The organism is Actinokineospora spheciospongiae, from assembly GCF_003182415.1.
Classification (GTDB): domain Bacteria; phylum Actinomycetota; class Actinomycetes; order Mycobacteriales; family Pseudonocardiaceae; genus Actinokineospora; species Actinokineospora spheciospongiae.
In genome coordinates, this window is record NZ_QHCP01000001.1 from 857395 (window position 1) to 879975 (window position 22581).

A 22581-nucleotide genomic window follows, 5' to 3' on the forward strand; every position below is an offset into this window, starting at 1 on the left:
CATGAGCGACTACCCCACCCTGTTCAGCCCGTTGCGCATCGGCCCGCTGACCGCCAAGAACCGCGTGTGGATGACCGCGCACAGCACGCAACTGGTTAAGGACCACAACTTCACCGACGAGCACGTGCACTACTACGCCGAGCGCGCCCGCGGCGGCGTCGGGGTCATCACCATGGAGGCGATGGCCGTGCACCCGACGACCCAGCCGTACAAGGGGAAGATCTTCGCCTTCGACCCCGCCGTGGTGCCCAACTACGAGAAGCTGGCCGCCGCCGTGCACGAGCACGACACGCTGCTGCTGGCCCAGCCCTGGCACCGCGGCCGGGAGACCAGCGGCACGGTCAACCGGCTCCCGGTGTGGGCGCCGTCGTCGGTGCCGGACGTGGTCTACCGCGAGATGCCGCACGTGCTGGTCGACGAGGAGATCGACGAGCTGGTCAACGGCTACGTGCTCGCCGCCCGGCACGCCGTCGAGGGCGGCCTGGACGGGGTGGAGGTGCACGGCCTGGCGCACGGCTACCTGCTGGGGCAGTTCCTCTCGCCCGCCACCAACCACCGCACCGACCAGTTCGGCGGGTCGTTCGAGAACCGGCTGCGGCTGATCCTCGACATCATCGCCAAGACCAGGGCCGAGACCGGCCGCACCAAGATCGTCGGCGTCCGGATCAACGGCAGCGACGGCGGTGTCCCCGGCGGGCTCACCAACGCCGACTGGGCCCGGATCGCCAGGGCCATCGCCGACACCGGGTTGGTCGACTACATCTCGGTCACCCGCGGCACCTACATCGAGCGGATGGACATCTACGGCGCCACCCCGCAGCCCGCCGGGTTCCAGGTCGAGGACACCGCCCGGATCAAGGCCGCCGTGCCCGAGCTGCCGGTGGTGGTCGTGGGCCGGATGAACACCCCGGAGCTGGCCGAGCAGGTGCTCGCCGCCGGGCAGGCGGACATGGTGGGCATGGCGCGGCAGCTCATCGCCGACCCGGAGTGGGCCAACAAGGCCCGCGACGGCGAGACGACCTCGATCCGCCCGTGCGTCGGGGCGAACTGGTGCATGGCCTCCATCGTCAACTCGCCGCTGGCCTGCGTGCACAACCCGGCGGTCGGCCGCGAGCTGACCCTGGGCGTGGGCACGCTGACCGACGCCCCGGCGGCCAAGCGGGTCGCCGTGGTCGGCGGCGGGCCGGGCGGGATGCGCGCCGCGCTGACCGCCGCCCAGCGCGGGCACCGGGTGACCCTGTTCGAGCAGGACGCCGAGCTGGGCGGGCAGGTGCGGCTGATCGGCCGCTCGGAGACCTACGCCGAGTGGCAGGGGATCACCGACTGGCTGATCTCCCAGCTCGACCGGACCGACGTCCAAGTGCAGCTCAAGCACCGGGTGGAGGCGGGGGAACTGCTCGCCGAGGGCTTCGACGAGGTGGTCGTGGCCACCGGGTCGACCCCGCTCAAGCACGGCTGGAGTTCGCTGCGCCCGGCCTCCTGGGGCGACGGGACGACCGTGCCCGGCGCAGACCAGTGGAACGTGTACTCCGTCGCCGAGGCCCTGTCGGGCAAGGCGCAGATCGGGCCGCGGGTGTTCATCTTCGACGACACCGGCGCCCGCCAACCGGTCGTGGCCGCGGAGTACCTGGCCGACCGCAGGCACGAGGTCACCCTGGTGACCCGGCTCCCGCAGGTGGCCCCCGACCTGGAGGCCAGCCGCGACCTGCAGGCCACCTACCGCCGCGTCCGGGGCAAGGGCATCCGGTTCATCACCGACCACGAGGTCGACGCGGTGGTGGAGGACTCGGTCGTGCTGCGCGACGTCTGGACCGGCGAGACCACCACGCACGCCGACGTCGACGCGGTGGTGCTCAGCACCGGCAACGCCGCCGACGACGCGCTCTACCACGCCCTCAAGGGCCGACTGCCGGTGCGCGCGATCGGCGACTGCGTCTCGCCGCGCCGCATCTTCAACGCCATCTGGGAAGGCGAACTCGCCGGACGGGAGATCTGAACAGCCATGTCGACCGACAACACAGCCACCACCAGCACGCCGACCGACAGCGCCGAGATGACCGACGAGCAGATCGTCGAGCGGGCCAGGGCCAAGCGCGGCGGCAGGCTGCTGCCGGTGCACCAGCTCATGGCCGAGGTCGACCCGCAGATCCTGCGCAAGTACGACGACCTGGCCTCGGACCTGCTCTTCGCCGAGCAGCCCCGCGCCCTCGACCTCAAGACCCGGTACCTGGTGCTGTGCGGGATCACCACCGCGGTCAAGGGCGATCCGGACGGGATCGTGTGGAGCGCGCAGCGGGCCATGAAGGAGGGCGCGTCCCGTCGGGAGGTGCTGGAGGCGATCCTGCTCTCCGCGCTGCCCGGCGGCGTGCCCACCGTCGAGGAGGCCACGCACGTGTTCGGCCGGATCTTCGGCGACGAGTCCTGAGCGGGGCGACCGGATGACCACGTTCAGCCTCCGCGTCGCCGCGCCGGGCGGGGACGAGCCGCTGTCGGCCTCGCCCACCCGGCTCTACAACCTCGGTTCGGCCACGGTGGACTCCACCGCCGCCGAGGCCCACCAGCGGGAGGTGGCCGACGTCGGGGTGCGCATCGCCTTCGACGTGCCCGCCCCGCGGATCTACCCGATGGCGGTGGGCTCGGTGACCACCGACGACGTCGTCGGGGTGCACAGCGGGCACACCTCCGGCGAGGCCGAGGTGGTCCTGCTGGTCTCCGGCGGCGAGCTGTACGTCGGGGTCGGCTCCGACCACACCGACCGGGAGCTGGAGCGGCTGTCGATCCTCTGGTCCAAGCAGTACTCGCCCAGCGTGCTCGGCGGGCGGGTCTGGCGGTGGGCCGACGTCGAACCGGTGTGGGACCGGCTGGTGCTGGAGTCCACTGTGGATGACGAGCTGTACCAGAGCAGCCCGGCCTCGGTGTTCCTCCCGCCCCCGGAAATCCTGAAGGTCCTCGGTGAGCGAGTGACCGAGCTGCCCGAGTCGTACCTGGTCTTCTGCGGCACCTACACCAGCATCGACAACCGCATCCGGCACGGCGAGCGGTGGACCGCGGCGCTGCGCGACCCGGGGACCGGCGCCCGGCTGGACCTGTCCTACCGGGTCGTCGACCTGCTCGCCGAGATCGAGCCCGGCTTCCGGGTCCCCCTCCGACCGAAGGAGCGCTGATGTACGGACGCAGAGCGCGGGTGGGCGTGGTGGTGCCCGCCACCAACACCACCGTGGAGCCGGAGTTCGCCGCGCACGCCCCGGCCGGGGTCGCCGTGCTGGCCACCCGGGTGCCGGTCGCCGAGGTGGACCGGCCGGAGGACAAGGTGGCCAGCCTGCTGGCCATGCGCGACGGTGTCGACGCCGCGGTGGCGCAGCTTGCCTCCGCCGGGGTCGACGCGGTCGCCTACGCCTGCACGTCCGGCAGCTTCCTGGCCGGGCTGGAGGAGGACCGCGCGATGTGCGCCCGGCTCACCGAGCGGCACGGCGTGCCGGTGGTCACCGCCAGCTCGGCGCTGACCACCGCCCTCACCGCGCTGTCGGCGAACCGGGTCGCGGTGGCCACGCCGTACGTGGCGGCCGTCGCCGACGGGGCCGCCGACTACCTGGCGCGGGCCGGGTACGAGGTGGTCTCCCGCAACGACCTGCACGTGCTGTCCAACCTGGCCAAGGGCAGGCTGGAACCGACCGCCAGCTACCTCGCCGCCCGCGACCTCGACGTCACCGGCGCCGACGCGGTGGTCATCAGCTGCACCAACTGGCGCACGCTCGACGCGCTCGTGGCGGTCGAGACCGACACCGGCCGGGCTGCGGTGAGCAGCAACCTGGCCACCCTGTGGGCGCTGCTGCGCCTCGCCGGGGTCGACGGCCCGCTGAGCCCCGGCTCGGCGCTGATGTCGTTGCCGCTGCCCGAGTCAGCCCGCACCGGGTGGGCCGTGCCGGTCGGAACGGGGGTGCGCGGTGGCTGACCCGACCGACACCCGGCCGGTCGCGCTGGTGACCGGCGGCGCGGGCGGCATCGGCCGCGCCCTGTGCGCCGACCTGGCCGAGCACGGGCACACCGTGGTCTCCGCCGACCTGGTGGCAGACCCGGTGCCCGGCGCCGCCCACTCGATCGAACTGGACCTGCGGTCCGGGGAGTCCTGCCGGGCCGCCGTCGCCGAGGTGCTGGACCGCTTCGGCAGGCTCGACCTGCTGGTCAACAACGCGGGCATCAACGCCAGGGGACGCGTCGAGGACGTGCCCGAGCAGGTGTGGCTGCCGGTGGTGGACGTCAACCTCAACGGCACGCTCCGGATGTGCCAGGCGGCGTACGCCGCGCTGGCCGAGAGCCGGGGCGCGATCGTCAACCTGGCCTCCACCGGTGGCCTGGTCGCCATCGCGGGCTCCGCGGTCTACGGCGTCACCAAGGCCGCCGTCATCCACCTGACCAAGGTGCTCGCCCTGGAGTGGGCGGGCGCGGGCGTGCGGGTCAACGCCGTCGCCCCGACCATCGTGCCCTCCCCGATGACCGCCGACGTGGTCGACGACGCCGAGTACATGGCGGCCAAGCTGGCCTCCATCCCGCTCGGCCGGGTCGTCGACGCCGCCGAGGTCGCCGCCGCCGCGCGCTGGCTCGCCTCGCCCGCGGCGGGCATGGTCACCGGGCACACCCTCCCCGTCGACGGCGGGGTGAGCGTCCTGTGAGCGACGTCGCCACCAAGGCCGAGGTCTCCGGACCCGGCCTGGGAACCCCGCGGCGCGGCGAGCGCCGCCGCAGGCCGATCCTGCGCTACGCGCTGCGCCGCATCGTGATCGTGCCGATCTCGCTGTTCGTGCTCGGCAGCGTGTCCTTCGTGCTGGTCCTGTTCATCCCCGGCGACCCGGCGGTGACCATCCTGGGCGACTTCGCCACCCCCGAGCAGGTCGCCCTGGTCAACCAGCAACTCGGCCTGGACAAGCCGCTGTGGGACCGCTACCTGTCCTTCTGGGGCAACCTGCTGCAAGGGGACCTGGGCACCTCGTTCTTCACCAACGAGCCGGTGCTGCACGACATCGCCCGGTTCCTGCCCAACACCCTCGAACTGGTGGTGCTGGCGCTGCTGGTGGCGGTCGGCCTGGGCCTGGTGATCGGCGTCGTCGGCGCCTACTTCGCCCGCCGCTGGCCGGACCGGGTGATGACCGGCCTGACCTCGGCGTTGCAGTCGGTGCCGGACTTCTTCCTGGCCCTGGTGGGCATCTACCTGTTTTTCTTCGTGCTCGGCTGGGCCCCGGCGCCCATCGGCAGGCTGCCCATCGAGGCGGGCGCCCCGGAGCACTCGTTCCTGATCTTCGGCAGCCTGTTCAGCGGCGACTGGACCACGCTGGGCTCGGCGCTGTCGCACGCGGCGCTGCCGGTGCTGTCGCTGGGGCTGGTGTACTCGTCGTACTTCGCCAAGACCGCCCGCGGCAGCATGGGCACGGCGCTGACCACCCCGCAGGTGGAGTTCGCCAGGGCCTGCGGCCTGCGCGAGCGCACCGTGGTGCGCTACGCGTTCCTGGCCTCGCGGACCACGGTCGTCACCTACGTCGCCATCCTGTTCGGCTCGCTGCTCGGCGGCGCGTCCATCGTGGAGCGGGTGTTCAACTGGCGCGGCATGGGCCAGTGGGCGCTGGACGGGGTGCTCAAGGTCGACGTGCCGATCATCCAGGGCTTCGTGGTCGTCGCCGGTCTGATGACCCTGACCCTGTTCCTCGTGCTGGACCTGGTGGTCCTGGCCCTGGACCCGAGGGTGAGCTATGAGTGAGACCACGAAGGTCCCGGTCCGCCCCTCGGCGGCGCACTCGGTGTGGCGGGCGCTGCGCTCCAACCCGGGCATCAGCATCGGCGGCGGGCTGCTGCTGGTCATGCTGCTGGCGGCGTTCTTCGCGCCGCTGCCCTACGACCCGGTCACCCCCGACCCCGCCAACGTCCTGCAGGCGCCGTCCGGGTCGCACGTCTTCGGCACCGACGCGAACGGGTTCGACGTCTTCTCCCGGGTCGTGGCCGCAGGCCGCAGCGACCTGGTGCTGGCGCTGCTGGGCACCCTGGTGTCACTGGTCGTCGGCCTGCTGATCGGGCTGCCGCTGAGCACCAAGAGCCGCTACAGCGAGGGCTTCATGCGGGCGCTCGACGCGTTCCAGTCGTTCCCGCTGATCGTGCTGTCGGTGACCATCGTGTCGCTGACCGGCAACGCCATCCAGAACATCATCTACGCCATCGTCATCATCAACGGACCCCGGTTCATCCGGCTCATCCGCGGTGAGGCGCTGGCCATCCGCGACGGCCGGTTCATCGAGGCCGCCGTCGCCACCGGGGCCCGGCCGCGGCGGATCGTGTTCCGCCACATCATGCCCAACGTGGTCGACGTCTGCCTGGTGCAGTGCTCGCTCACCGCCGCCAACGCCGTGATCGTCATCGCCGCGCTGAACTTCCTCGGCATCGGCGTCTCACCGCCGGACCCGACCTGGGGCTCGATGGTCCAGGTCGGCGCCCAGGGCATCTCGACCGGCCAGTGGTGGGTCGCGATCTGGCCGGGCGTGGCGATCTTCCTCGCCATCGCGAGCCTGAACGTGCTCGCGGGCGGTATCCAGCGACGGGTGGAGGGGAGTTGACGTGCTGACCGTATCCGGACTCACCACGGAGTTCCGCACCAGGAAGGGCCCGGTCCGGGCGATCGACGGCATCGGCTTCGAGGTGCCCACCGGCGTCGCCGTCGGCGTGGTCGGCGAGACCGGCTCCGGCAAGTCGGTGACCATCCGCTCGGTGCTGGGCCTGCTGCCCGGCTACGGCCGGGTCGTCGGCGGCCGGGCCGAGTTCGAGGGCCACGACCTGATCACCGCGAGCCGCAAGCGGCTGCGCCACGTGCGCGGCAACCGCATCGGCTTCGTCGCGCAGAACCCGTTCGGCGCGCTGAACCCGGTGCTGCGCATCGAGAAGCAGTTCGCCAACGTGGTCCGCGCGCACCGCCGGATGGGCCGCGCGGAGGTGCGCGACCTGGCGCTGCGGCGGTTGGAGTCGGTGCAGGTGCCCAGCCCGGAGCGGGTGCTGCGCGGCTACGCCCACGAGCTGTCCGGCGGCATGGCGCAGCGGGTGGTCATCGCCCTGGCCATGCTGCACGACCCGCCGCTGGTCATCGCCGACGAGCCGACCACCGCGCTCGACGTGACCGTGCAGCGGCAGATCCTCGACCTCATCGCCGCCCAGGTGGCGGGCGGGGACCGGTCGCTGCTGCTGGTCACCCACGACCTGGGGGTGGTCGCGCAGTACTGCGCCCGCGTCGTGGTGATGCGCTCCGGCGAGGTGGTGGAGCAGGGGGCGGTGGCCGACGTCTTCACCGATCCCCAGCACCCCTACACGCGCAAGCTGCTGGCGGCGGTGCCACCGGCGCCGTGGTCGGCGTCGGCCAGGGTGGAGGTGACCCGATGAGCGTTCTGGAGCTGTCCGACGTCCGGCACGTGTTCCGCCGGGGCGGCAAGGAGGTCTTCGCGGTCAACGGCGTCTCCCTCGCCGTAGAGCAGGGCGAGACGGTGGCGGTGATCGGCGAGAGCGGGTCGGGCAAGTCGACCCTGGGCCGCATCGCGCTGGGCCTGATCACCCCGACCGGCGGTGAGGCCCGCTTCGACGGCACCGCCCTGTCCGCGCTCAGCAAGGCGGACATGCGGGCCACCAGGGCGCGGCTGCAAGTGGTGTTCCAGGAGCCCTACGAGTCGCTGAACCCGCGGATCAAGGTCGGCGACATCGTCGCCGAACCGCTGGTCATCCACCAGCCCGGGCTGAGCCGGGCGCAGCGCCGCGAGCGGGTGGTGGCGATGCTGGAGCGGGTCGGGCTGACCGCCGAGCACGCCGACCGGCTGCCCCGGCACCTCAGCGGCGGGCAGCAGCAGCGGATCGGCATCGCCAGGGCGATCATCACCGGGCCTCGGTTGGTCGTGCTGGACGAGCCGACGTCCTCGCTGGACGTCTCGGTCCGGGCCCGGGTGCTGGACCTGCTGCGCGACCTGCAACGCGAGGAGGGCATGTCCTACCTGTTCATCTCGCACGACCTGGCCACCGTGGGCACGATCAGCGACCGGGTCGCGGTGATGTACCTGGGCCAGATCGTCGAGCAGGGCCCCACCGCGGAGGTCCTGGGCAATCCCCGGCACCCGTACACCAAGGCGCTGCTCTCGGCGACGCTGAGCGCGGTCGTCGGCGAGCGCCAGGAGCACGTCCCGCTGCGCGGCGAGATCCCCAACCCCACCAGGGAACCGCGGGTGTGCGTCCTGAGCGGGCGTTGTCCGATCGAGGTCCCGGAGTGCTCGTCCGGGCCGATCGCGGTGCGGCTGGTCGCCGACCGGCACGCGGTGACCTGCCTGCGCGCCGAGCGCAGCGACGAGCTGCTGCCGACCGGGGAGCCCGGGTGAGCGCCGGGTACCTGGACGCGCCGTGGGGCCAGGTCCACTACCGGCACGCGCCCGGCGCACCGGTCGCGGGGCAACTGCGCGACGGTCGACCGCTGCTGGTGCTGCTGCACCAGAGCCCGCTGTCGAGCCGCCGCTACCGGCGGGCACTGGCCGGGCTGGCCGCGTTCTGCGCCCCGGTGGCCGTCGACACCCCCGGCTACGGGGGCTCCGACGGCCCCGGCGAGCAGTGGTCGGCCGCCGACTACGGCGCGGTGGCCTGGCTGGTCGCCGACGCGTTCGGCGTCGAGCGGCCCTGGCTGTTCGGCCGGGCCACCGGCGCGGTGTTCGCCCTTGCCGCCGCGGCGGAGCAGCCGGGCCGGGCGGCGGGGATCGTGCTGCACGGCGTGCCGGTCTACACCGGGGCGGAGAAGGCCGACCGGCTCGCCGGGTTCGCCCCGCCGTACGCACCGGACCACGACGGCGCTCACCTGGCCTGGATCTGGGCTCGGGTGCGCGGCGAGTACCCGGACGCGAGCCCTGAGCTGATCACCGAGCTGGTCGCCGACTACCTGGCCGCCGGACCGGACTTCGCCGCCTCCTACCGGGCCGTCTGGCGGCACGACCTGGCCGCGTCCGCCGAGCTGGCCGGGCCGGTGGACCTGCTGCTGGCGGGCACCGCCGACCGCATCGGGCACATGCACGACCGGGCCGTGGCGACCCTGGCGCACACCCGCGCCACGACGCTGACCGGCGCCACCGACTTCGTCGCCGAGCAGGACCCGGCCGCCTTCTGCGGCGCCCTCGCCGACACCATCGACCGAACGGGGAGAACGGCATGAGCACCACACCGGGCGGCAGCGCTGCCACAGCGGGCGACGGGCCGCTGACCGGGCTGCGGGTGATCGACGCCTCCACCATCCTGGCCGGCCCGCTGTGCTGCCGGCTACTCGGCGACTACGGGGCCGAGGTCGTCAAGGTCGAGCACCCCCAGCGCGGGGACGGGATGCGCGGGCACGGCCCGGCCAAGGACGGCGAACCGCTGTGGTGGAAGGAGATCGCCCGCAACAAGCGCGCGGTCGCCGCCTCCCTGTCCACACCGGACGGCGCGGAGGTGCTGCTGCGCCTGGCCGAGCGCTCCGACGTGCTGGTGGAGAACTTCCGCCCGGGCACCCTGGAGCGCTGGGGCCTGGGCCCCGACGTGCTGCTGGCGCGCAACCCCCGGCTGGTCGTGGTCCGGGTGACCGGATTCGGCCAGACCGGCCCGTACTCCGGCCGCGCGGGCTTCGGCACCCTGGCCGAGGCGATGAGCGGCTTCGCGCACCTGACCGGACCGGCCGACGCCCCTCCGTCGCTGCCCGCCTTCGGCCTGGCCGACACGCTGTGCGGCATCGCCGCCACCGCCGCGACCATGATGGCGCTGCACGAGCGGGACCGCTCCGGGCGGGGTCAGGTCGTGGACATGAACCTGCTGACCCCGCTGCTGACCGCCGTCGGCCCCGGCCCCACCGCCTACGACCAGCTCGGCGTGGTGGAGACCCGGCACGGCAACCGGTCGGCCAACAACGCCCCCCGCAACACCTACCGCACCGCCGACGGCAAGTGGGTCGCGGTGTCCACCAGCGCGCAGAGCATCGCCGAGCGCGTGCTGCGCCTCGTCGGGCACCCCGAGGTGATCGACGAGCCGTGGTTCGCCACCGGCGGGCAGCGCGCCGAACACGCCGACCTGCTCGACGCGCACGTGGGCGGCTGGATCGCCCAGCGCACCCGGGACGAGGTGCTGGCCGCGTTCGACGCGGCGGGCGCCGCCGTCGCCCCGGTCTACGACGCCGCCGACATCGTCGCCGACGAACACGTGAGGAAGACAGCGATGCTGACCACCGCGCCGGACGCCAAGCTCGGCGACGTCCTGATGCACAACGTCATGTGGGGCATGTCCCGCACCCCCGGCCGCATCCGGCACGTCGGCCGCGACCTGGGCGCCGACACCGACGCCGTCCTCGGCGAACTGGGCTACCCGGCCGAGGACATCGACGCCATGCGCGCCCGCGGAGCGGTCGCGTGACCCCCCGCACCGAGCTGGGGCCCAGCGCGGTCAGCACCTGGCTGGCGGCCGTGCTCGACGGCGCCCCGGCGGTGTTCGACCTCGGGCGCCCGCTCTACCGGGGGATGCCGCAGTCGCCGAACCACCCGCCGTACTGGCACACCCTGCCGCGCAGGCACGGCGACGCGGTCCGCGCCGACGGCGGGTCCGCCGCCGCCGACCACATCTCCCTGGGCACGCACGTCGGCACGCACATCGACGCGTTCTCGCACGTCTCGCACGAGGGCAGGCTCCTCGGCGGGGTCGACGCGCAGGAAACCCAGCGCGGCGGGTCGATGCGGGAACTGGGCGCGGAGACCATCGAGCCGATGTTCCGCCGGGGCGTGCTGTTCGACGTGCCCGCGGTGCTGGGCGCCGACTGCTGCGACCCCGGCTACGAGATCACCCCGGACGACCTGGAGCGCTGCGAGCGGCGCCACGGCGCCCGGCTGGGCGCGGGCGAGGTGGCGCTGATCCGCAGCGGCTGGGGCGCGCGGTTCGACTCCCCGGACCCGCGCGACTTCATCGGCCACGACTCGGGCGTCCCCGGCGTGGGCGAGGCCGGGGCGCGCTGGCTGGCCGACCGCGGCGCGCACGCGGTCGGGGCGGACACCATCGCGTTCGAGTGCCTGCCGCCGGGCCGGGGCCACGCCCTGCTGCCCGCGCACCGGGTGCTGCTGGTGGAGAGCGGGGTGCACATCATCGAGACGATGGACCTGGAGGGACTGGCCGCCGCGGGCGCGCACGAGTTCCTGTTCGTGCTCGCCCCGCTCAAGCTCGTCGGCGCCACCGGTTCCCCGGTCCGACCGCTGGCCGTGGTCGCCGGGGGTGGGCGATGACCGCCGTGGAGACGACGCTGTCGCACGCGCTGGCCGCGTTCGCCGCGCGGACCGCCGCGCAGCCGCTGCCGCCGGAGGTCGCCGACAGCGTCCGGGACCGGGTGCTCGACGTGCTGGGCCTGTGCGTCGGCGCGCTGCCGCTGGACACCAGCGCCGCGGTCCTCGCCTACGTGCGCGAGCAGGGCGGGGCCGGGCAGGCGCACGTCATCGGCCTGCCCGAGCGGGTGCCCGCCGCGCTGGCCGCCCTGGCCAACGGCGTCCTGGCGCACTCGCTGGACTACGACGACACGCACCTGCCGTCGGTGCTGCACCCGAGCGCGTCGGTGGTGCCCGCCGCGCTGGCCGCGGCCGAGGCGTCCGGCGCCGACGGGACGGCGCTGCTGGCCGCGGTCGCCGCCGGGCTGGAGGTGTGCGTCCGGCTGGGGATGGCGGGCTACGACAGCGACGCCAAGACCTCCCTGTTCTTCGAGCACGGCCAGCACGCCACCTCCATCTGCGGGGCGGTGGGCAGCGCCGTGGCCGCGGCGGTGCTGCTCGGCTTGGACGAGGCCGGGATCGGGCACGCGCTGGGCATCTCGGTGTCCATGGCGTCGGGGGTCATCGAGGCCAACCGGACCGGCGGCACGGTCAAGCGGCTGCACTGCGGCTGGGCCGCGCACGCCGGGGTGTCGGCCGCGCAACTGGCCGGGCACGGGTTCACCGGCCCGCCCGCCGCGCTGGAGGGCCGGTTCGGGTTCTTCCAGGCGCACCTGCACGGCCGCTTCGACCCGGGGGCGATCACCGACGGGCTGGGGGAGCGGTGGGAGGTGCCGGGCATCTTCTTCAAGCCCTACCCGGCCAACCACTTCACCCACGCGATCGTCGACGCCGCCGCCGACCTGCGGGCCCAGGGCGTCACGCCCGAGGCGGTGGCGGAGCTGGAGGTCGGCGTCCCGGCGTCGGTGGTGCGCACCGTCGGCGAGCCGATCGAGCGCAAGCGGCAGCCCACGACGTCCTACGAGGCGCAGTTCAGCGGCCCGTACGCGGCGGTGGTCGGCCTACTCGGCGGCGGCGGCCTCGGTGCCGCGCTGGCCGACTACGCCCCGGATCTGCTCACCGCACCGGAGCGCACCGGCCTGATGGCCAAGACCCGGGTGGTGGCCGACGCCGAGTGCACCGAGATCTTCCCGCACCAGTTCCCGTGCGTGCTGCGGGCGCGCACCGCCGACGGTCGCGAGTGGACGGCGAAGGCGCTGGTCAACCGGGGCGGGCCGGACAACCCGCTGACGCGGGAGCAACTGCGGACCAAGTTCCGCGAGAACGTGGCGGGCCTGCTGGCGCCCGAGGCGGCCGCGGCCGTCGAGGCGGCGGTGGCGGACCTGGGCGGGGCAGCACGACCGGGCGAGCTGATGGCGCTGGTCCGGGTCGACCGGGGGAACAGCCGTGGGTAGCGAAGGAGTGGACATGTACGACTTGGTTCTGCGCGACGTCGACCTGGTCCGGCCGGGCGTCGAGGCGGTCGAGCGCACCGACATCGGCGTGCGCGACGGCAAGGTCGCCGCGATCGGCCCGGACCTCGGCCCGGCCACCGAGGTGGTGGACGGCGGCGGGCGGCTGGCGTTCCCCGGTGTGGTGGACGCCCACCAGCACTGGGGCATCTACAACGAGCTGGCCGCCGACACCGAGACCGAGAGCCGGGCGTGCGCCCAGGGCGGGGTCACCACCGCGCTGAACTACATGCGCACCGGCCAGTACTACCTCAACAAGGGCGGGGAGTACGCGTCCTTCTTCCCGGAGGTGCTGGCCGCCGCGAAGGGCCGCGCCCACGTGGACTACGGCTTCCACCTGGCGCCGATGATGAGCAAGCACATCGAGGAGATCCCCGACCTGGTCAGCGAGCACGGCGTGCCGTCGTTCAAGGTCTTCATGTTCTACGGCGCGCACGGCCTGCACGGCCGCTCAGCCGACCAGTCGTCGTTCCTGATGATCCCCGAGGGCGAGCGCTACGACTACGCGCACTTCGAGTTCGTCATGCGCGGCATCCAGGCCGCCCGGGAGCGCTTCCCGGAGCTGGCCGACGAGATCTCGCTGTCGCTGCACTGCGAGACGGCCGAGATCATGACCGCCTACACCCGCCTGGTGGAGGAAGAGGGCAAGCTCACCGGCCTGGAGGCGTACTCGGCCTCGCGCCCGGCGCACTCGGAGGGCCTGGCCATCTCCATCGCCTCCTACCTGGCGCACGAGACCGGCCTGGTCAACATCAACCTGCTGCACCTGTCCTCCCGCAAGGCCGTGGACGCGGCACTGCGGATGGCCGGGGCGTTCCCGCACATCAACTTCCGCCGCGAGGTCACCATCGGCCACCTGCTGGCCGACTTCCGCACCGCCCACGGCATCGGCGGCAAGGTCAACCCCCCGCTGCGCGACCGCGACGACGTCGAGGCGCTGTGGGAGCACGTGGCCGCGGGCGACATCGACTGGGTGGTCAGCGACCACGCCTGCTGCCGCGACGAGACCAAGTTCGGCACCGACCGCGACGACGTGTTCGTGGCCAAGTCCGGCTTCGGCGGCACCGAGTACCTGCTCCCGGGCCTGCTCACCGAGGCGACCCGCCGCGGCTTGGCGCCGCACCGGGTCGCCGAGCTCCTCGCGGCCAACCCGGCCCGCCGCTACGGCCTGCGCTCCAAGGGCGACATCGCGGTCGGCAAGGACGCCGACATCGCCCTGGTGGACCCGGACCACCGCTGGACGGTCCGCGCCGAGGACTCGGAGTCCACCCAGGAGTACACCCCGTTCGAGGGCTTCGAGCTGACCGCCAAGGTCACCGACACCTTCCTGCGCGGCCACCACGTCCTGGACAACGGCAAGATCACCGGCGACCCCACCGGCACCTACCTGCCCCGCCCCACGGCCTGACCCCCCACCCGGGCGGGCTCGACCCGGTCCGAGCCCCGGCGGCGCGCTCCGCGCTGCCGGGGCGGCACCTCCGACGCCGTGCGCCACCAGCGGCGCGAGGCCAGTGCGGCCAGCGCGGCGCCCACCGCGTTGACCAGCACGTCGTCCACCGAGGACACCCGGTCCAACTGGAACACGTACTGCGCGGTCTCGACCAGGACAGAGCAACCCGCCCCGAGCGCCAGGACCCGCGGCACGGACGCCAGCGCCGCGAACCGCACCGGGGCGAAGAACCCCAGCGCCGCGAAGACCAGCAGGTTGCCGACGATCCCGAGCGGCCCCATCGTGACCAGGTCCCGGAACGGCACCAGGCTGACCCGACCGGGGACGACGCCCGCCCCGGAGCCCGGCATCAAGGTCAGCCACACCCACGGCACCGTCCCGTAAATCAGCCCCACCTCGGCCAACGACACCGGCCACGCCGATCCGACCCCCGCGGCGATCCGACGGCGTGCCAGCACCCACGCCACCAGGAGGGCCAACGGCAGCCCCACCAGCATCATGAGCAGCACGCCGTTCACCGTGTCGAAGCAGCCGTGCCACCGCCCGGCCGCACACGCGGGCGCGGCCATCAGGAGCGGCCCCCGCACGGCGAACAGCAAGGCCGCCAGTCCGAGGACCGCCAGGCCGACGAGCACGATCCGCTGCGCGCGGTGGGGTGGTGCTGACGAGGGTGGGGTCTGGTTCACGCTCCCATTGGACCCGCGGGCCCGTTGCCGGGGCGTATCGGTTTTCGGATACGCCCGCCATACACCGGGCCCCGAGACAGCCCCCGGGGATCGGTCCGGGTCATCGCAGGGGCGGGCGGCGGTCCGCCCACGGTCGGGCCCGTTCGAGCTGTGCGGCCAGCCGCAGGAGCGTGCCGTCGGCGCCGAGCCTGCCGATGAACTGGGCGCCGATCGGCAGCCCGTCGGCGGTCCAGTGCAGGGGCACGCTCATCGCGGGTCGGCCGGTCAGGTTGGCCAACTGGGTGTAGGGCACCCAACTGAGGTTCTCGGAGATCAGCCGATCCACTATCGGTGTGTGCCGCAGCAGGCCCGCCGCTCCGGCGGTGAGCAGCGCGCGCTGCGCCGCGCGGATCGGCGCGGGGATGGTGAACGCCCCGATCCGCGGCGGTGGGGTCGCCGTGGTCGGGGTCAGCAGGAGGTCGTGGGACTCGTGGAACTCGGCCAGCCGCCGGGTGTGCTCGTGGCGCCGTTCGATGGCCCGCACCAGGTCGACCGGGCTGGTGGCCCGGCCCAGCGCGGCCATGGTGCGGGTGTCGAGCTCGAACGCCGACTCGCCCGCCCCGCTCGCCGCCCGGCACTCGGCCATCGTGTGCGCGCAGCTCACGAACCAGCTCGTCAGGAAGTCCTTGGCCAGCGCGGCGTCGTCGAAGGGCTGGGTGGGCAGTTCCACCACGTCGTGCCCGAGTTCGGCGAGCAGGTCAGCGGCCGCGCGGGCGGCGGCCACGGCTTCGGGGTGCGGGGTGGGGTTGATGGAGCTGCTGGTGCACAGCGCCACGCGCAGCCTGCCCGGTTCGCGCCCGACCTCGTCGGCGAACGGGGCCGGTGGGCAGGCGGCGAGGTAGGGCGAGAGCGGGGAGGGGCCGGTGAGGACGTCGAGCATGGCCGCGGTGTCGCGGACCGACCGGGAGATGACGCCGTCGGTCGCCGTGCCGCCGAGCCCTTCGGCGCGGGCGGGCCCGGACGGGATCAGCCCGCGCGAGGGCTTGAGGCCGAACAGCCCGCAGGCCGACGCCGGGATGCGGATGGAGCCGCCGCCGTCGCTGGCCCCCGCGCACGGCACGACACCCGCGGCGACGGCCGCCGCCGCGCCGCCGGAGGACCCGCCGGGGGTGTGGTCGGTGTTCCAGGGGTTGCGGGCGGGCCCGAACAGGTCCGGTTCGGTGATGCCCTTGGCGCCGAACTCGGGGGTGTTGGTCTTGCCGAAGACGACCAGCCCGGCGTCGAGCCAGCGCTGGACCACGGTGCTGGTCTCGGCGGCGGGCACCGCCGCCATCGACCGCGAGCCGCCGCTGGTGGGGATTCCGGCCAGGTCCTGGTGGAGGTCCTTGAGCAGGAACGGGACGCCCGCGAGGGGGCCGTCGGGCGCGCCCGACGGCGGGTCCACCTCGCGCACGACGGCGTTGAGCCGGGGGTTGACCCGCGCCAGCCGGTCCCGGGCCGCTTCGAGCAGTTCGGCCGGGGTGACCTGACCGGAGCGGACCAGGGCGGCCAGGCCCACGGCGTCGTGGTTGGGGTAGTCGTCCATGGGGCGATCCTGCCGCATGGCGCGGGTCTGGCCCACCCGTTGATCCGAACGCGCCGCCGGGCGGCCTCGACACCCGGCCGCGCCCGCTGGGGTGCGCCGGCCTCCCGCGCACCCCAGCGGGCCGGGCGTTGTCAGTCGTTGCGGCGGTTCCACGGACCGGTGACGGCGAACGTGGTGCCGGGGTCGTAGATGTTGAAGAACATCGTCCTCCCGTCGGCGGAGAACCCCACCCCGGCCAGCTCGCCGTACGCGGGCTCCTCCGGTGTGCCGTTGTTCACGCGGTTGCGGGCGAAGTGGAAGACCTCACCGTCGCGCGTGGTGCCGAGCATGTAGGCGTCACCGATGCCGTCCTCGCACATCATCAGGCCGCCGTACGGTGACATGCAGATGTTGTCGGGCGCGTCGAACTCGGGGTTGTCCGGACCGGGCGTGGGCCGGGTGAAGACCACCTCGAGCCGCAGCGTCCGCCGCCGCGGGTCGTACCTCCAGACCTGCCCGTCGTGGTTCTCCGCCGGGCCCAGCTCGGTGCGGGCGAACGACGAGACGAAGTACACGCACCGGTCCCGCTCACCCCACCAGGCACCTTCGAGCTTGTAACCGCCGGTCATCGGCTTCGGGTAGTCCTGCGACCGGACCGACTCGCTCCCCGCCAACGGATCGGGCACGGTCATCCACTCGGCCCCGCCGAACACCGCCCCCGCCTCCCGCACCACCGACAGGTCGGGCAGGCCCGGCACGTGCAGCGCCTGCAGCTCACCGCCCGCCCGCAGGCTCCCCCAGCCGCCGCAGGGCCGCTCCGGCAGGAAGCGGTAGAAGCCGCCCAGCGGTGCCACGAACGCGTCCTCGGTCTCGTAGACGATCCCGGTGTGCGGGTCGACCGCCACGGCCTCGTGCTGGAACCGGCCCATCGCCGTCAGCGGTGTCGGGTCCGCGTTGCGCCGGTCGTCGTACGGGTCCACCTCGAAGATGAAACCGTGGTCCCTGGTGTACCCCTTCGTGCCCGCCTTGTCCTCGGTTTCCTCGCAGGTCAGCCAGGTACGCCACGGCGTGGTGCCGCCGGAGCAGTTGATCGCGGTCCCGCCGAGGCTGGTGTGCTCGGACTCGGCCCCGCCGTGCCGGTCGACCACCAGCGTGCTGGTGCCACCGGCGCCCGCCGGGTCGTAGGTCCGCTCCGGTGGCGCCTGCACGGCGATCCGCGAGGTCGGCGAGCACTCGTGGTTGCGCACCAGCCGGGAACCCTGCCGACGGGAGGGGAACACCCCCATGCCGTCGAACCGGCTCGGCACGACCACACCGTCCGGCCGGGTGGTCCCCTCGCGGGACACGATGCTGTAGCGGAACCCGCGGGGCAGGTCCAAGACCCCGGCGGGGTCCGGGATCAGCGGCCCGTACCCGGCAGGCGGCCCGGAGTTCCCCACCGCGGGCCGCGCGGCGAACAACGCCTCCACGGACCCGACGACGACAACGCCTCCGGCACGGCTGATGAACTGGCGGCGCGACAGCGTCATGGCGTATCCCCACAGTAGGACCAATATGAACGCGCGATGAACACGAGTTAACCGCATCCCGACCTGCGGGCACCACCACGCGGTCCGCAGTTCACCTGGCCGGCCGCCCCAGCGCGTCGCCGCCGTGAGCACGACCTCGAGCGCGCACCGCGGCCCAGGTTCTCGAGCGCGGAGGCGGGCCCCGGCCACTCGGGTGCCAGACTGGGCGCGGAACGTGACGACCCAAGGAGTTCGGTGTGACCCCTGACGCCCTCGAAGGGCCGGTCCCGGCGTCGAGCGGACGGGGCCAACCGGTCCTGGACCTGCTGGACAAGGCCATCGGCGCGCAGACACCGCTGGTGCGCAAGAACATCGCCCGAGCCCGCCAGCGCAACCCGGAGGCGACACCGGCGGAGGTCATCCGCACGCTGGAGCGGATGTACGTCAGCGCCCTGGCGGGCACGGGGGCCGCGGTCGGGGGCGTCGCGGCCGCGCCCGCCGTCGGCACCGGGATCGCGCTGGCGCTCTCAGCGGGTGAGGCGTTCTCCTCGCTGGAACTGAGCACCCTGTTCGTGCTCTCGGTCGCCGAGGTCCACGGGGTCCGCCTCGACGAGATCGAACGCCGCCGCACGCTCGTCATGGGAGTCCTGCTCGGCCAGTCCGGCTCCACGACCATCGGCCAGGTCGCCGAGCGCACCGGCAAGCACTGGGGCCGCCACCTCGTCGGCAAGGTGCCCGCGGCGACGCTGCGCCAGATCAACAACGTCCTGGGCAAGAACTTCATCACCAAGTACGGCACCAAGCAGGGGATCATCGTGCTCAGCCGGGTGGTCCCGTTCGGCATCGGCGCGGTCATCGGCGGCGGCGCCAACGCCACCGTCGCCGCCCTGGCCGTCCGCACCGCCCGGCGCGCGTTCGGCCCGGCCCCGCAAACGTGGCCCGACACACGGCCGGACCCCACGCTGGAGTCCCCGCACGGGACGCCACCGCGAACAGTGCCGGGGACCGTGCTGGAACCGACCCCGGAAACAAGCTGAGGTCCCGCCCGGAGGGGCAGGTTTCCGTGGGTGCGGAGCCCTGCATCGCGGCTACCCTCACCGCGGCCTTGGACGCAGAGGACTGGGACCGATTCAGCCTCTACCTCGCAGCAGCGGGCAAGCGGCCTGATCCCTCGATGACCGGCACCCCGTGCCGGTCATCGCAGGTCGAGACCACCGACGTCCGGCACGAGGAGGTGCTGGAAGTCATGCTGGACATCCCGGACCCGGCGGCTCTGCCGGTGTTGGGGGACGTGGTGCACCGCCACTTCCCGTGGGACCCCCACCGGCAGATCGCCCTGAAGGCGCTGTGGGTGATCGGTGAGATCGATACCCTCGAAGCGCACGCCATCCCCCGTGGGGTGGTCGAAGAAGAGTCGGGAACAAGCCGGGCAAGGGGTGGCGATGGAAGAAGATCCACATAAACTGTCGGTCGAGGCGGAAGCTTTGCTCCGAGAGTTCGGATGGTTTTCCGGTCGGGTGGTTCCGACCGATGGCTGGGAACAACTCCTGGCGTCGAACGGGTTTGTCATGCACAACGCTGCCAGGCAATTTTTGGCAGAATTCGGTGGCATCGAGATACCGTATCCGCTGCCAACGGCAAATCGTGGGAAGATGGCGCTTTCGCTGAATCCGACATCGGCCTGCCACGATGATTCCGTGTACGAGTTCCTCAGCGATGAGGCGGGCGTTCCAGTCTACCCCATCGGCGACGTGGATTGCCGCACGGATTACCTCGGAATTGCTGAAGACGGGTCGGTCTACGCCGGGCTGGATGCTTTTACCCGCCTCGGCGACAGTCCTCGCCAAGCGTTGGAGGTGCTTCTCTTGGCAATCGCGGAGATGTATTCACGCGTGCGGGGCTGACTTCGGCGCAGGCCTCGACGGCGATGGTGGGATTCGCTGTCGCATGCGACCATCATCAACCCAGCTCCCCCTGCTTGTTCCCGGCCACCGCGCGCAGGCCGACCGCTGCTCGGGATCTTGACCGCCCTGATCCACGAACTCGGACTGCCGACCGTCTCCTGCTTGTCACCCCGTTCCGCGGGCCCGGGTCGAAGTTGCCGACCCGGAACCCGTCGCCGCCTCGCAAATTGATCACCCTGGCTGGAGGCCTGACCGCGGAGGTGGCGTCGAGGGCGAGGTGTATCGGTTGACAGTCAGCATTGACTGTTTGTCGGCTGGGTCATAGTGCGGGCGTCGCATGCCCCATCGGGTTGGTGCCTCGAAGTCCTGTCTGCCAACAGGTTGGGGTGTCCGGGGTGGCGGTCGAGTCGCGGCGGGGCTCGTCCTTGGAAGAGTTGAAGTTGACCGGTATGGCCGTGGTGGTTCGTCGCGGTCTTCCCCCTCGGGACAGGCGCCGGTGCCCCCGCTGAACCTGGTCGGCGACTTCGACGGTGGGTCCATGCTGGTGCTGGTGGAATCTTGTCCGCATTGTGGAAGAGGAGCGCCATCCGGAGAACGGCAGCACGAACTGCCTGGTCAACCGCACCCGCGATGGTTCCTGGGGGCAGGCCGCGGGGATGGCGGTGGCAGTGTCGAAGTCTTCGGTCGACATCCCCGCCACAGGCGGCAGCACCCTGTGTTCGGGCTTCATCGACACCGCCTCTCGTCAAGCCGACTGCAGCAACTCCTACGCCTACTACGCAGGCCCGGTGCGCATCTACGCGCCGAACTCCTGCATCAGCTTCGGCGCGCGAGTCAACACCGGTGGTTGGATCGAGCACGCCAAGTGGGCCAACCGCCACTGCGGCTGACCCGCCGGGCCACGGTGTCCCGGCACAGGGTCTACCACTTCTTCACAGCTCACCGGAAACCCACAGCACGAGCGGTTCACCGCGCGAACCGGCTACCACGCCCCGATGTCGGGTGGATCACCGGACGGTGGTCCACCCGTTCGGCCAACAGCATGCGACGCCGTCCTTCACCGGCGATCAGGCGCATGGGGAGCGGTGGTGGGGCGGGTGCGCGTCGTCGATCTGCCTCCAGCCTGAGCGAGTCGGTCAGCTCGGGGCGCTGCTTGTGCCACCTGAACATGGTGTCTCCCTGGATGGCTCGGTCCGGGTGCGTCACCGTCCGGTGCCCAGCGCTCGGCAATCAATTGCGCCGGACCTGATGGATCTTTCAGCCACCCAGGGCTTCCGCGTGAGGCTGCCGCGGGTCGTACGCGGCCCAGCCGGGGTCGCCGTGGGTCGCGAAGGCGACCCAGGCGCCGTGCACGCGGGCCGCGAGCCCGGCGGGCGCCGGGTCGGGCCCGAGCAGACCGGTGTCGCCGTGCAGCCACGGTTCATCGGCGATGTCGAAGACGAAGGGCAGTTCGACCGTGTGGGTGGCGCCCAGCCGCCCGTCCAGTGCCGTCGAGCGGTGGCCGAACGAGTAGACGTGGGTGCGGCCACCGGACAGCCGGGCGTGGGCCTCGATCATCCGCGCGGTGCCTGCCCCGAAGAGTCCTTCGCCCAGCACCGCGGAGCGCAGCTCACCCGGGGTCGCCCCTGGCCGGGTCGCCCGGTGGGCCGCGACGACGGCGGTGGGGTCCGCGTCGATCTTCGCCGCGACGGCGAGCACGTCGTCGTCCGTGGAGGATTCCAGCTTGCCCTGCGGTACCAGGTAGAGGTGGCCCTCCTCGGTGTTGGTGCCGATGAGCAGGTCGACCTCTCCCGCAGGCCCCTCCGCCAGGGCGTCGGCCGGCTGCACGGGCAGGACCAGGGAGAACGGGCTCAGCTCGACGAGCGGGTCCGTGGCCGTCGCGGTCCGCAGGTCGATCCCCACGAGATCCGGCAGGATCTCGAGGAACCTCTCGTCCGGGATCTCGGCGAAGGCCTCCGCCGTGGGCGGCACGCCCAGTGCCCAGGCGGCCGCCGCGGTGACCCGGTGCGCCTGCTCGGGGGTGAAGGCGCCGGTGCCGCTGCCGCTCTGGATGATCGCGCGCCGGAACAGCCCCTTGGCCTCCGGCGTCGCCAGCAGAGCTCCGGTGATGGTGGCACCCGCGGACTGGCCGAACAGCGTGACGTTCCGGGGATCGCCACCGAACGCGGCGATCGTGTCCTGCACCCAGCCGAGCGCGGCGAGGACGTCGAGCAGCCCGCGGTTGGCGGGGGCGCCCTCCAGGTCGAGGAAGCCGGGGATGCCGACGCGGTAGTTCACCGTCACCAGCACCACGCCGTCGCGGGCGAACGGCCTGCCGTCGTAGAGCGCGGCGCGGGTGGAGCCGGTGACGAACCCGCCGCCGTGCACGAAGACCATGACCGGCCGCTTCCCGCTGTCGGCGCCGGGCGTGCGGACGTCGACGGTCAGGTATTCCTCGCCGCGCACCCAGCCCGGGCCGAAGTAGGGGATCATGTCGAGCCGCCCGAAGTCCCGGGCAGGCTGCGGTGCGGTCGGCGACGGCGCGGTGGCGTCCCGGACACCGGACCAGCCCGGGTGGGACGCCGGTGGCGCGAACCGGCCCGCGCCTGTGGGTGCCGCCGCGTACGGGACGGCGCGGTAGAGCTCGCCGAAGCGGTCACGAACACCGCGCACGGTGCCCACCGGGGTTTCGACGATCGGTTCTGCCTGCTGGGACACGGGAAGCGCTTCCCCTCTCGG

The 22581-nt window shown here is 72.8% G+C and carries 22 protein-coding genes; 18 read left to right on the forward strand and 4 right to left on the reverse strand.

Going from position 1 to position 22581, the window contains the following annotated elements; translation table 11 throughout:
• The first annotated feature begins 1 nt into the window (after nucleotide 1).
• From DFQ13_RS03460 to DFQ13_RS03525, 14 genes are read left to right on the forward strand one after another with little or no spacing between them, the layout of a single operon-like run.
• The gene (locus DFQ13_RS03460; RefSeq protein WP_110078744.1) at nucleotides 2–1996 is read left to right on the forward strand and encodes an oxidoreductase; all 1995 of its coding nucleotides are present in this window, start codon (nucleotides 2–4) and stop codon (nucleotides 1994–1996) included.
• Nucleotides 1997–2002: 6 nt separating this feature from the next.
• Nucleotides 2003–2425, forward strand: coding sequence for a carboxymuconolactone decarboxylase family protein (locus DFQ13_RS03465; RefSeq protein WP_110078745.1), 423 nt, complete (start codon nucleotides 2003–2005; stop codon nucleotides 2423–2425).
• Nucleotides 2426–2438: 13 nt separating this feature from the next.
• Nucleotides 2439–3164, forward strand: a complete 726-nt coding sequence (locus DFQ13_RS03470) for a DUF2848 family protein (RefSeq protein ID WP_110078746.1) — start codon at nucleotides 2439–2441, stop codon at nucleotides 3162–3164.
• Nucleotides 3164–3952, forward strand: coding sequence for a maleate cis-trans isomerase family protein (locus tag DFQ13_RS03475; RefSeq protein WP_110078747.1), 789 nt, complete (start codon nucleotides 3164–3166; stop codon nucleotides 3950–3952). Before DFQ13_RS03470 ends, DFQ13_RS03475 begins: the two co-directional genes overlap by 1 nt.
• Complete coding sequence (locus DFQ13_RS03480; protein WP_110078748.1) at nucleotides 3945–4670, forward strand: SDR family NAD(P)-dependent oxidoreductase; 726 nt, start codon at nucleotides 3945–3947, stop codon at nucleotides 4668–4670. Before DFQ13_RS03475 ends, DFQ13_RS03480 begins: the two co-directional genes overlap by 8 nt.
• Nucleotides 4667–5749 (forward strand): ABC transporter permease, encoded by a 1083-nt coding sequence (locus DFQ13_RS03485; RefSeq protein ID WP_181399817.1) that lies wholly within the window; start codon nucleotides 4667–4669, stop codon nucleotides 5747–5749. The genes DFQ13_RS03480 and DFQ13_RS03485 overlap by 4 nt, the downstream gene beginning before the upstream one ends.
• Nucleotides 5742–6596, forward strand: coding sequence for an ABC transporter permease (locus DFQ13_RS03490; protein ID WP_110078750.1), 855 nt, complete (start codon nucleotides 5742–5744; stop codon nucleotides 6594–6596). The genes DFQ13_RS03485 and DFQ13_RS03490 overlap by 8 nt, the downstream gene beginning before the upstream one ends.
• A gap of 1 nt (nucleotide 6597) precedes the next feature.
• Nucleotides 6598–7410: an ABC transporter ATP-binding protein gene (locus DFQ13_RS03495; protein WP_110078751.1), complete on the forward strand. Its 813-nt coding sequence runs from the start codon at nucleotides 6598–6600 to the stop codon at nucleotides 7408–7410.
• On the forward strand, nucleotides 7407–8387 hold the full coding sequence (locus tag DFQ13_RS03500; protein WP_110078752.1) for an oligopeptide/dipeptide ABC transporter ATP-binding protein: 981 nt from the start codon (nucleotides 7407–7409) through the stop codon (nucleotides 8385–8387). Before DFQ13_RS03495 ends, DFQ13_RS03500 begins: the two co-directional genes overlap by 4 nt.
• Entirely contained in the window at nucleotides 8384–9205 is an 822-nt protein-coding gene (locus DFQ13_RS03505; RefSeq protein WP_110078753.1) for an alpha/beta fold hydrolase, read from the forward strand. Before DFQ13_RS03500 ends, DFQ13_RS03505 begins: the two co-directional genes overlap by 4 nt.
• Nucleotides 9202–10428: a CaiB/BaiF CoA transferase family protein gene (locus DFQ13_RS03510; RefSeq protein WP_110078754.1), complete on the forward strand. Its 1227-nt coding sequence runs from the start codon at nucleotides 9202–9204 to the stop codon at nucleotides 10426–10428. Before DFQ13_RS03505 ends, DFQ13_RS03510 begins: the two co-directional genes overlap by 4 nt.
• The gene (locus DFQ13_RS03515) at nucleotides 10425–11285 is read left to right on the forward strand and encodes a cyclase family protein (protein WP_084176247.1); all 861 of its coding nucleotides are present in this window, start codon (nucleotides 10425–10427) and stop codon (nucleotides 11283–11285) included. Before DFQ13_RS03510 ends, DFQ13_RS03515 begins: the two co-directional genes overlap by 4 nt.
• Nucleotides 11282–12715, forward strand: coding sequence for an MmgE/PrpD family protein (locus DFQ13_RS03520; protein WP_035286939.1), 1434 nt, complete (start codon nucleotides 11282–11284; stop codon nucleotides 12713–12715). The genes DFQ13_RS03515 and DFQ13_RS03520 overlap by 4 nt, the downstream gene beginning before the upstream one ends.
• Before the next feature lie 13 nt (nucleotides 12716–12728).
• On the forward strand, nucleotides 12729–14180 hold the full coding sequence (locus tag DFQ13_RS03525) for a dihydroorotase (RefSeq protein ID WP_110078755.1): 1452 nt from the start codon (nucleotides 12729–12731) through the stop codon (nucleotides 14178–14180).
• Here DFQ13_RS03525 and DFQ13_RS03530 read toward each other — a convergent pair.
• The 3 genes from DFQ13_RS03530 to DFQ13_RS03540 form a co-directional block, all read right to left on the reverse strand.
• Nucleotides 14156–14908, reverse strand: coding sequence for a VanZ family protein (locus DFQ13_RS03530; protein ID WP_233438243.1), 753 nt, complete (start codon nucleotides 14906–14908; stop codon nucleotides 14156–14158). The two genes, DFQ13_RS03525 and DFQ13_RS03530, sit on opposite strands and share 25 nt — an antisense overlap.
• A gap of 100 nt (nucleotides 14909–15008) precedes the next feature.
• Nucleotides 15009–16472 (reverse strand): amidase, encoded by a 1464-nt coding sequence (locus tag DFQ13_RS03535; RefSeq protein ID WP_110078756.1) that lies wholly within the window; start codon nucleotides 16470–16472, stop codon nucleotides 15009–15011.
• Between the two features lie 131 nt (nucleotides 16473–16603).
• Entirely contained in the window at nucleotides 16604–17980 is a 1377-nt protein-coding gene (locus DFQ13_RS03540) for an alkaline phosphatase PhoX (RefSeq protein ID WP_110078757.1), read from the reverse strand.
• Between the two features lie 236 nt (nucleotides 17981–18216).
• Between DFQ13_RS03540 and DFQ13_RS03545 the strand changes: the two genes are divergently transcribed.
• The 4 genes from DFQ13_RS03545 (at nucleotide 18217) to DFQ13_RS03560 (ending at nucleotide 20753) form a co-directional block, all read left to right on the forward strand.
• Nucleotides 18217–18996 (forward strand): hypothetical protein, encoded by a 780-nt coding sequence (locus DFQ13_RS03545; protein WP_200873274.1) that lies wholly within the window; start codon nucleotides 18217–18219, stop codon nucleotides 18994–18996.
• A gap of 137 nt (nucleotides 18997–19133) precedes the next feature.
• On the forward strand, nucleotides 19134–19421 hold the full coding sequence (locus DFQ13_RS03550) for a hypothetical protein (RefSeq protein ID WP_146241072.1): 288 nt from the start codon (nucleotides 19134–19136) through the stop codon (nucleotides 19419–19421).
• Nucleotides 19402–19863, forward strand: coding sequence for an SUKH-3 domain-containing protein (locus DFQ13_RS03555; protein ID WP_146241074.1), 462 nt, complete (start codon nucleotides 19402–19404; stop codon nucleotides 19861–19863). Before DFQ13_RS03550 ends, DFQ13_RS03555 begins: the two co-directional genes overlap by 20 nt.
• Nucleotides 19864–20432: 569 nt before the next feature.
• The gene (locus tag DFQ13_RS03560; protein WP_110078760.1) at nucleotides 20433–20753 is read left to right on the forward strand and encodes a hypothetical protein; all 321 of its coding nucleotides are present in this window, start codon (nucleotides 20433–20435) and stop codon (nucleotides 20751–20753) included.
• Between the two features lie 367 nt (nucleotides 20754–21120).
• Here DFQ13_RS03560 and DFQ13_RS03565 read toward each other — a convergent pair whose 3' ends face one another.
• The gene (locus DFQ13_RS03565) at nucleotides 21121–22560 is read right to left on the reverse strand and encodes a carboxylesterase/lipase family protein (protein ID WP_110078761.1); all 1440 of its coding nucleotides are present in this window, start codon (nucleotides 22558–22560) and stop codon (nucleotides 21121–21123) included.
• Nucleotides 22561–22581: the final 21 nt, after the last annotated feature.

What these genes read in the sequence shown, in the direction of transcription:
- DFQ13_RS03460 (WP_110078744.1), top strand. Translation starts at nt 2, where the DNA reads ATGAGCGACTACCCCACCCTGTTCAGCCCGTTGCGCATCGGCCCGCTG.
- DFQ13_RS03465 (WP_110078745.1), top strand. Translation starts at nt 2,003, where the DNA reads ATGTCGACCGACAACACAGCCACCACCAGCACGCCGACCGACAGCGCC.
- DFQ13_RS03470 (WP_110078746.1), top strand. Translation starts at nt 2,439, where the DNA reads ATGACCACGTTCAGCCTCCGCGTCGCCGCGCCGGGCGGGGACGAGCCG.
- DFQ13_RS03475 (WP_110078747.1), top strand. Translation starts at nt 3,164, where the DNA reads ATGTACGGACGCAGAGCGCGGGTGGGCGTGGTGGTGCCCGCCACCAAC.
- DFQ13_RS03490 (WP_110078750.1), top strand. Translation starts at nt 5,742, where the DNA reads ATGAGTGAGACCACGAAGGTCCCGGTCCGCCCCTCGGCGGCGCACTCG.
- DFQ13_RS03500 (WP_110078752.1), top strand. Translation starts at nt 7,407, where the DNA reads ATGAGCGTTCTGGAGCTGTCCGACGTCCGGCACGTGTTCCGCCGGGGC.
- DFQ13_RS03510 (WP_110078754.1), top strand. Translation starts at nt 9,202, where the DNA reads ATGAGCACCACACCGGGCGGCAGCGCTGCCACAGCGGGCGACGGGCCG.
- DFQ13_RS03520 (WP_035286939.1), top strand. Translation starts at nt 11,282, where the DNA reads ATGACCGCCGTGGAGACGACGCTGTCGCACGCGCTGGCCGCGTTCGCC.
- DFQ13_RS03525 (WP_110078755.1), top strand. Translation starts at nt 12,729, where the DNA reads ATGTACGACTTGGTTCTGCGCGACGTCGACCTGGTCCGGCCGGGCGTC.
- DFQ13_RS03535 (WP_110078756.1), bottom strand. Translation starts at nt 16,472, where the DNA reads ATGGACGACTACCCCAACCACGACGCCGTGGGCCTGGCCGCCCTGGTC.
- DFQ13_RS03540 (WP_110078757.1), bottom strand. Translation starts at nt 17,980, where the DNA reads ATGACGCTGTCGCGCCGCCAGTTCATCAGCCGTGCCGGAGGCGTTGTC.
- DFQ13_RS03550 (WP_146241072.1), top strand. Translation starts at nt 19,134, where the DNA reads ATGACCGGCACCCCGTGCCGGTCATCGCAGGTCGAGACCACCGACGTC.
- DFQ13_RS03555 (WP_146241074.1), top strand. Translation starts at nt 19,402, where the DNA reads ATGGAAGAAGATCCACATAAACTGTCGGTCGAGGCGGAAGCTTTGCTC.